The sequence below is a fragment of the Methylobacterium sp. Leaf91 genome, from assembly GCF_001422815.1.
Taxonomy (GTDB): Bacteria; Pseudomonadota; Alphaproteobacteria; order Rhizobiales; family Beijerinckiaceae; genus Methylobacterium.
The window spans coordinates 189,256-196,474 of sequence record NZ_LMMP01000002.1; the positions used below are offsets into that span (position 1 = coordinate 189,256).

Consider the following 7,219-nt stretch of genomic DNA (forward strand, 5'->3'; position numbering starts at 1 on the left):
GACCAGCGAATGACCCGTAGGGCTGCGGCAGCGAACATATGCGCCGCGCGCCACCACGGACCCGATTCATTAGGAATAGCTCGCCATTCGAGGCTATTCCGGTGCCGTCAAAAGATCGCCTACAACGTACGCTGCAGATTCTGCGTTGGCGTCCTGCCCCTTGGCCGGCAGACTTCAACCAGAGTCTGCATATCAGACTACTGGGCATCATTTAACTTCATCCCTCCTCAATAAGACTGGAGTTATGCAAGCTAAAACAGTCGCTTTATGCGATTTAGGGCCCTATTTGCTATCTAATATTTGGTTTGAGGGGATATATTAAGCGCTAGATAATAAGAAAATCAGCAAAGGTTAGCTCAGCTTTATTATCTAGGGCCGCAAACTGAATGGCCGCAGTTCCCCCGTTGCCGTCGGCATCGTAGCTAAGGCTTCCGGTCGAGCGGTCATAAATAATACGATCATTCGCATCATGCGCCGTCGTTCCGTTGACAAACATACCTCTCGAGAGGAGTGCTGGAATCGATTCGTTTTGATCGGTTAAGGCAGAGTATATAAATCTATTCAGATGAATCTTATCGGATTCGCTCGAATGAAAGTCGGCCAGATGGACAAGGGAGTTTTCGCTGCTCGACCATGTTGCAAAGAGGAACGTGTCACCGCCCTTGCCGCCGCTTAAGACGTCGGAACCGCCTCCACCATTCAGAATGTTGTCGAGATTATTACCCTTCAACACGTCGTCGTAAAAGGATCCCTGGACATTCTCGACACCGATAAGGGTGTCCGCGCCGTCCGCTCCACGAGCCTCTCCTGTGGTGAGATTAACATCGACCGAGCCTAAGGCTCCGGCATATGAGGCAGTATCGGATCCGCTACCGCCATTCAGGATGTCGTTGCCCCGGCCCCCAGTCAGCCGGTCATCGCCGGCGCCTGTCGTAAAGCGATCATTGCCAGAGCCACCGTTCAGTTCGATGGTCTCGACATTGGTGACAGTCGTGCCATCGCCAACGAGAGTGGTCGTCCCCTTTGGGTCGGCAAGGATGAACGTCAGATCAGTCGTCGCCATCTCGCGATGAAGAAAGGCGATATCCGCGCCTGTCCCTCCATCAATGACGTCGACGCCACCGGAGCTTATGATGTTGTCATCGCCGCTTCCGCCAATCAACGTATCGCGGTCTATCCAGGCGATCGGATAGGGGCTGTAGGGGTTAAAGCCATCGAGGATGTCATCGTTGCCCGCGCCGCCATTCAGCAGGTCGTCGCCGCCGCCACCGATGAGCCGGTCGTTACCAGCCCCAGTTGTAAAGCGATCGTTGCCTGTGCCGCCAACGAGGTAGATATTTTCGACACGGACAAGCGTGGTGCCATCCCCCTCGAGCTCGGTAATTCCGCTTGATCCCGCCATCGAGAATGTAAGCCCTGCGATCGCCGAGGACCGATTGATGAAGGCCGTGTCTATACCGGTGCCCCCGTCGATAGTGTCCGTACCGCTATAGCTTGTAATGTTGTCATCGCCACTTCCACCGATCATAGTGTCTCGGTCCGGTGCGAAGAACGGGATGCTGCCATAGTTGTCAGAGCTGTCGACGAGGTAGTCGTTGCCCGCTCCGCCATTCAAGCGGTCGTTACCGACTCCGCCAAACAGTCTGTCATCGCCGCCTGCGGCGGTGAAGCGATCGTTGCCCGCTCCGCCGGTGAGACTGACGTTTTCGACATGGGTGATCGTGGTGCCGTCGCCCACCAGCTTTGTCACACCGTCGGACCCCGTCATTGAGAATGACAGTGCGGCAGTCGCCGACCCACGGTTGATGATGGCGGTGTCTGTGCCCGTACCGCCGTCGATGACATCTGCGCCAGCAAAGCTTCCAATGTCGTCGTCGCCGCTTCCGCCCAAGAGCTTGTCATTGCTCGTAGCAAAACTGAAGCTATATGGGTCGCCATCGTCGAGGCGGTCGTTGCCCGCACCACCATTCAGCATGTCGTCGCCGGCACCTCCCACCAGCACATCGTGGCCAGCTCCACCGTTCAGCTTATCGTTCCCGGTTCCGCCGTACAGGGTGTCATCACCAGCAGCAGCTGTGAAGCGATCGTTACCCGCGCCGCCGGTGAGGTACACGTTCTCGATATTCGTGATCGTGGTGCCGTCACCCACAAGCTTTGTGATACCGGTGGACCCGGTCATTGAGAACGCTAGCGCGGCGGTTGTCGATGAGCGATTGATGATGGCGGTGTCGGTGCCCGTCCCGCCATCAAGGACGTCAGCCCCATCATAGCTCGTAAGATCGTCGGCTCCACTCCCGCCCACGAGCCGGTCATTGCTCCCCACCTGGGTGAAGCCATAAAAGTCGGCGTCGTAGAGGCGATCGCTACCCGTACCGCCAACCAGTGTGTCCTTGCCTAACCCGCCGTAGAGGACATCGTTACCGGCTCCGCCGTTCAACTGATCATTGCCGGCTCCACCGTACAGGCTGTCATTGCCTTCAGCGGCAGTGAAGCGATCGTTGCCCGTGCCGCCGGTGAGAGAAATGTTCTCGACATTGACAATCGTCGTCCCGTCACCTCCGAGCTTGGTAATGCCAGTAGAGCCTGTCATGCTGAATGACAGCGCTGCAATCGCTGAGGATCGGTCGATGTATGCTGTGTCGGTTCCAGCGCCACCGTCGATGATATCCGCTCCATCGCGGCTCGAAATGCTGTCGTTTCCCGTGCCGCCAATGAAGCGGTCATTGCCGGTCAATGAGCCGAAAGTGTAGCCGTTGAAGTCGTTTAGGCGGTCGTCGCCTGCCCCGCCGTCGAGAGTGTCGTTTCCGGTTCCGCCGTTCAGCGTGTCGTCGCCCGCTCCACCCTTTAGCGTATCGTCCCCGGCGTCACCGTCCAGCACGTCGTTCCCGCCGCCGCCATTCAGAGCGTCCTTGCCGCCGCCTCCGGACAGGAAGTCATCGTGGACGCCGGTGGTGAAGCGATCATTGCCCGAGCCACCGATCAGATGAAGGCTTTCCACGTTGACGATCGTTGTACCGTCTCCAGTGCGTCCAGTTGAGCCAGTTACGGAGAAAGTCTGAGCAACGAGGGCAGATGAGCGGTCGATGAAGGCGGTATCAAAACCTGCTCCACCATCAATAGTGTCTGCCCCGCCTGCGCTTCTGATGACGTCGTCCCCAGTCCCACCGAGCAGTCTGTCGTTTCCGGCTGGCGCGCGAAGATTGGAGCCATCTCCGTCAATGAGGCTGTCGTTACCGGCTCCGCCGCTCAGCACGTCATTGCCGAGCCCGCCATTCAGCGTGTCGGCGCCGGCGCCCGCGGTAAAGCGGTCATTGCCAGAACCGCCGGTCAGGCTGATAGTCTCAATGCCGACGACCGTCGTGCCATCGCCTATGAGCGTAGTTACAGCGCCTGCATCTGCCATAGTGAAGGTCAGATTTGCGGTAGCCGAAGCGCGGCTGATGATAAGGCTATCGGTTCCGGTTCCCCCGTCGATCACGTCCCGGCCGATATAGCTGGAGATACGGTCGTTCCCGGTTCCACCAAGCAATCGGTCATTATCCGTGGAGGTGGCCGCCGAGTAGCCATTCCCATCGTTTAGGCTGTCATCCCCAGCGCCACCATCCAGCAGGTCGGACCCTTCACCGCCGGTCAAGTAGTCGTTGTCGGCACCGCCCTTCAGGCGGTCGTTGCCAATCCCCCCGGAGAGAGAATCCGTACCGGCACCGCCATTGAGTTGGTCGCTGCCGGCTCCGCCGTCGAGTGTGTCGTTGCCTGTCGTCGTCGTGAAACGATCGTTACCCGAGCCCCCGATCAGGCTAATGGTCTCGACATGGATGACACGCGTACCATCACCGTTAAGGGTGGTCGTTCTGTCGGATCCGGCCATAATGAAGGTCAGGTCGTTGACCACCGACGAGCGGTTGATCGTGGCGCTGTCGCTGTCAGCGCCGCCATCGATGAAGTCAGCGCCACCATAGCTCGCTAACCGATCGGAACCGCTTCCACCGATGAGCCTGTCGCTGCCGACTAGGACCGTCGAGGACGGATAGGTGGCGTCCGAAAGGAAGTCATTGCCGGCTCCGCCGTCGAGGAGATTTGCTCCTCCTCCACCCGATAGAGTGTCATCGCCATCGCCGCCTCTCAGCGTATCATTACCTGCGCCACCTTCTAAAGTGTCGCCACCATTGCCACCGTTAAGCTGATCATTGCCAATGCCACCGAACAAGGTGTCGAACCCGTCGCCTCCGTTCAGGATGTCATTGCCGCCACCGCCATTGAGTAAATCGTCGCCGCTGCCCGTGGTAAAGCGGTCATTGCCTGATCCGCCGATCAGGCTAACAGTTTCCACATTGATGACCGTGGTTCCGTCTCCCACAAGGGTGGTCTTACCGGTTGATCCGGTCATCGTGAAAGAAAGATCGGCTGATGTGGTGAAGCGATCAAGGGTGACTCTGTCGTGACCGGATCCACCATCAATCACGTCAATGCCACCGTAGCTCGAGATGCGATCGTCGCCGCTGCCGCCAAGCATCTTGTCGGTTTCATGGGGGACTTCAGACGAGGGGTCAAAATATAAGTAGTCGCTTAGACTATCGTTGCCGCTGCCTCCCGAGAGAATATTTCGTCCGCCGCCGCCGATGAGCGTATCGTTGCCGTCGCCCGTGGCAAACCGATCATTGCCAGAGCCACCGGTGATGCTGATCATCTCGACATTAAGGACCCGGGTCCCATCTCCCACCAGGGTGGATGAGGAGTCCGTGATCGAAAAGGTCAGGTTCACTTTGGCCGAGGAGCGATCGAGAGTGAGGCTATCGATACCCGAACCGCCGTCAATTAAGTCCACGCCGCCATAGCTCTCAATGCGATCGTTGCCGGCTCCGCCGGTGAGTCGGTCATTGCCTGCAGACGAACCCAGGAAATAACGGTTGTCGCCGTCTCGAAGGCTGTCGTCGCCGGCTCCGCCGTTCAGGCTATCGTTGTCTGCACCACCATCCAGGATGTCGTTCCCACCGCCGCCGACCAACGTGTCATTACCGCCGCCGCCATTGATATAATCGTCCCCGTTATTTACATTTTGATCGGAGCCTGAAGGACCGCCATATATAAAGTCGTCTTCGGCGCCCCCAGTGAGATTATAATCATTTTGTACTGTTCCGAAGATCTTTGCCATTTTTCCTGAAAGCCTATCAAGGGACGGAGTTGCTGGAAATTATAAGTCAGTTCGGCGACGATATTGGCTTGAATGGCTTGCCGTAAATGTACAAAGAAACAAATTTGTAAATAATCATCCCGAAAGCGCATTTAATGAAAGCGACAAAGCAGAATTTTTATTATTTTCCGGTCTTGGATACCGCAAATTGTTGTCGAACGCAAAACTGTTCTTGAAAAAGGCGATCTCGGTGAGCGACGAAAAACGGTACGATTGCTATCTAGAAGAGGACATAAAAACGTAAAATATCGTTGTAGAGTAGGGGCTTGCAATGAGGTGTGGCATCTGTGAAACAATTCGTGCCTTATTAACGGAACGTGTCCGAAGGCTTCACTCGATGATAGCATCGATTCCTCAATTACAATTCTAACGTGCGCGAGGCTGCAGCGAGATCCATTAAGTTTCTCGGTATGAGGCGACGCCTTGGCTTAACTCCTGATGCTAGGTAGTTGCTGGCGATATTATACTTCGCAAACCAAACGTCGGTCGATGTGCTATGACGAACGCTTCGCGAAGGGAACGGCGAATGGCAAACGAGTGGTCGAGTGCTAGGGGAAGCGTAGGGTCATGGTTCGCGGTCGTGGACGGCGAACGGCTCCCTTGCGTTCATAAGCATTGGTGCGAGGGGAAAGCGCAGACCTATAACGACCCGTGGGTGAGGCGTGGGCGCGCCCATGCCGACGAGTTCGTTGATGCTATCGAAGCGAACAAGACCGTCATCCTTTGTGAGGACGAGATAACCGAGAACGAGGGCCGAGAGCCGGGCTTCAAACGGAAGTCCTACATCGCAGTTTTCGAGATCTCAGACGTGGTCTGCGACGACGACGGGCTGCGGTTCAAGTTCGCGAAGCGGGGCAAAACCCTTCGTTGAGAACAGTCGCTACCTAGCCGCCATTGCTACCTTAAACGGCCAAGCTAACATAGGGGCCATGGCCGGGACTAAGCGCGATTTCCACCCTCTCCTAGCTCCTGGCCGACATGAGACGTGGCTGTTCCAGGTGCACTGGCTGTGCGTGCTTCCTTTTGATAAATCGACAGTGAGAGAGGAGCTATTTCAAAAATTTTGCAGATTTGTACAAGCCTTTGTGGATCTAGGAATAAACTGCACTATGTTAATAAACGGCAGTTTTCGCACTGATGAACCGAATAATTTAGATGTTGATGTAGCAGTCGTACTTGATCAAGATGTTGCGGAGAGCCTAAATGCAGAACAGGAAGAGCTTATAAACTTAATAAACGACAACAATTTTATTGACAAAATCGATGGCTTCGTAGAGACTGAGTTTCCAATAGGGCATCCTTTTTTCCGGGCGAACGGGAACGAGGTGTTATGGAGCGAGCAATACGGTAGAGAGCACCTTGGCGCCTGGTTGAAGGGGATCGCAGTGCTCAGGATAGGCGAGACCGATGTCGGACTACGCATCCGTCGCTGAGGAGGCTCGCCGAGCCTTCGCCTCAGTTGCCCGACTAGAAGCGGCTTCCATGCGGGAGCCGGACAGCAAGGCCCTGCGCATCAATCTAGCAGCGAAGCAAAAGCTGGCGGGACAGCTACGCACCCGTCTTATGGAAGCCGCCGAGGAGTCACAGGTCGAGGTCTGCAACTATCGGCTCATTCAGACCGAGAACCGGCGCTACGGCCTCTCCTACGTGTCGGACTCGATGCTGAGCTATCAGTACCTTTTCGCCCAGATCCACGACGCTCAGAAAAATGGCCGCAAGGATCGCGCGGTCTTTGGAACCGAGGCGCTTGAAGAGAGCATGCTTGAGGTCGGGTACACCTACAGCAGGTCACTCGGTTTCGTCCTCATGGCCCCTGCTACCCGAGATTTATTCGCCACTGGGACACTGGATCGCTCAATCGAGACACTGTTCCGAGTGATCGACATGGAGCGGACGCCTGACGTTCGAGCAGTCGCGCACGAGCTAGGCTGTGTTTCGGCGTGCAACTTTGACCCCGTGAGGCGGGGGATCGGCGTCCAATTCTGACCCCCTAACCTCGTTCTCGCAGACTGCTCTCCGGTACGACCG

The 7,219-nt window shown here is 56.3% G+C and carries 4 protein-coding genes; 3 read left to right on the forward strand and 1 reads right to left on the reverse strand.

The features are described 5' to 3' along the window. Positions 1-325 precede the first annotated feature (325 nt). Positions 326-5,152: a calcium-binding protein gene (locus ASF32_RS26800; protein WP_082490358.1), complete on the reverse strand. Its 4,827-nt coding sequence runs from the start codon at positions 5,150-5,152 to the stop codon at positions 326-328. Between the two features lie 565 nt (positions 5,153-5,717). Between ASF32_RS26800 and ASF32_RS03510 the strand changes: the two genes are divergently transcribed. From ASF32_RS03510 to ASF32_RS03515, 3 genes are read left to right on the forward strand one after another with little or no spacing between them, the layout of a single operon-like run. Beyond that, positions 5,718-6,062 (forward strand): hypothetical protein, encoded by a 345-nt coding sequence (locus ASF32_RS03510; protein WP_056423711.1) that lies wholly within the window; start codon positions 5,718-5,720, stop codon positions 6,060-6,062. A 58-nt stretch (positions 6,063-6,120) separates the two neighbouring features. After that, positions 6,121-6,624, forward strand: a complete 504-nt coding sequence (locus ASF32_RS25085; protein WP_156467669.1) for a hypothetical protein — start codon at positions 6,121-6,123, stop codon at positions 6,622-6,624. Continuing rightward, complete coding sequence (locus ASF32_RS03515) at positions 6,599-7,177, forward strand: hypothetical protein (RefSeq protein WP_056423713.1); 579 nt, start codon at positions 6,599-6,601, stop codon at positions 7,175-7,177. The genes ASF32_RS25085 and ASF32_RS03515 overlap by 26 nt, the downstream gene beginning before the upstream one ends. Positions 7,178-7,219: the final 42 nt, after the last annotated feature.

Bases quoted from the DNA above. Each gene is read 5' to 3' on its own strand.
- ASF32_RS03515 (WP_056423713.1), top strand. From the start codon at position 6,599: ATGTCGGACTACGCATCCGTCGCTGAGGAGGCTCGCCGAGCCTTCGCC.
- ASF32_RS26800 (WP_082490358.1), bottom strand. From the start codon at position 5,152: ATGGCAAAGATCTTCGGAACAGTACAAAATGATTATAATCTCACTGGG.
- ASF32_RS25085 (WP_156467669.1), top strand. From the start codon at position 6,121: ATGGCCGGGACTAAGCGCGATTTCCACCCTCTCCTAGCTCCTGGCCGA.
- ASF32_RS03510 (WP_056423711.1), top strand. From the start codon at position 5,718: ATGGCAAACGAGTGGTCGAGTGCTAGGGGAAGCGTAGGGTCATGGTTC.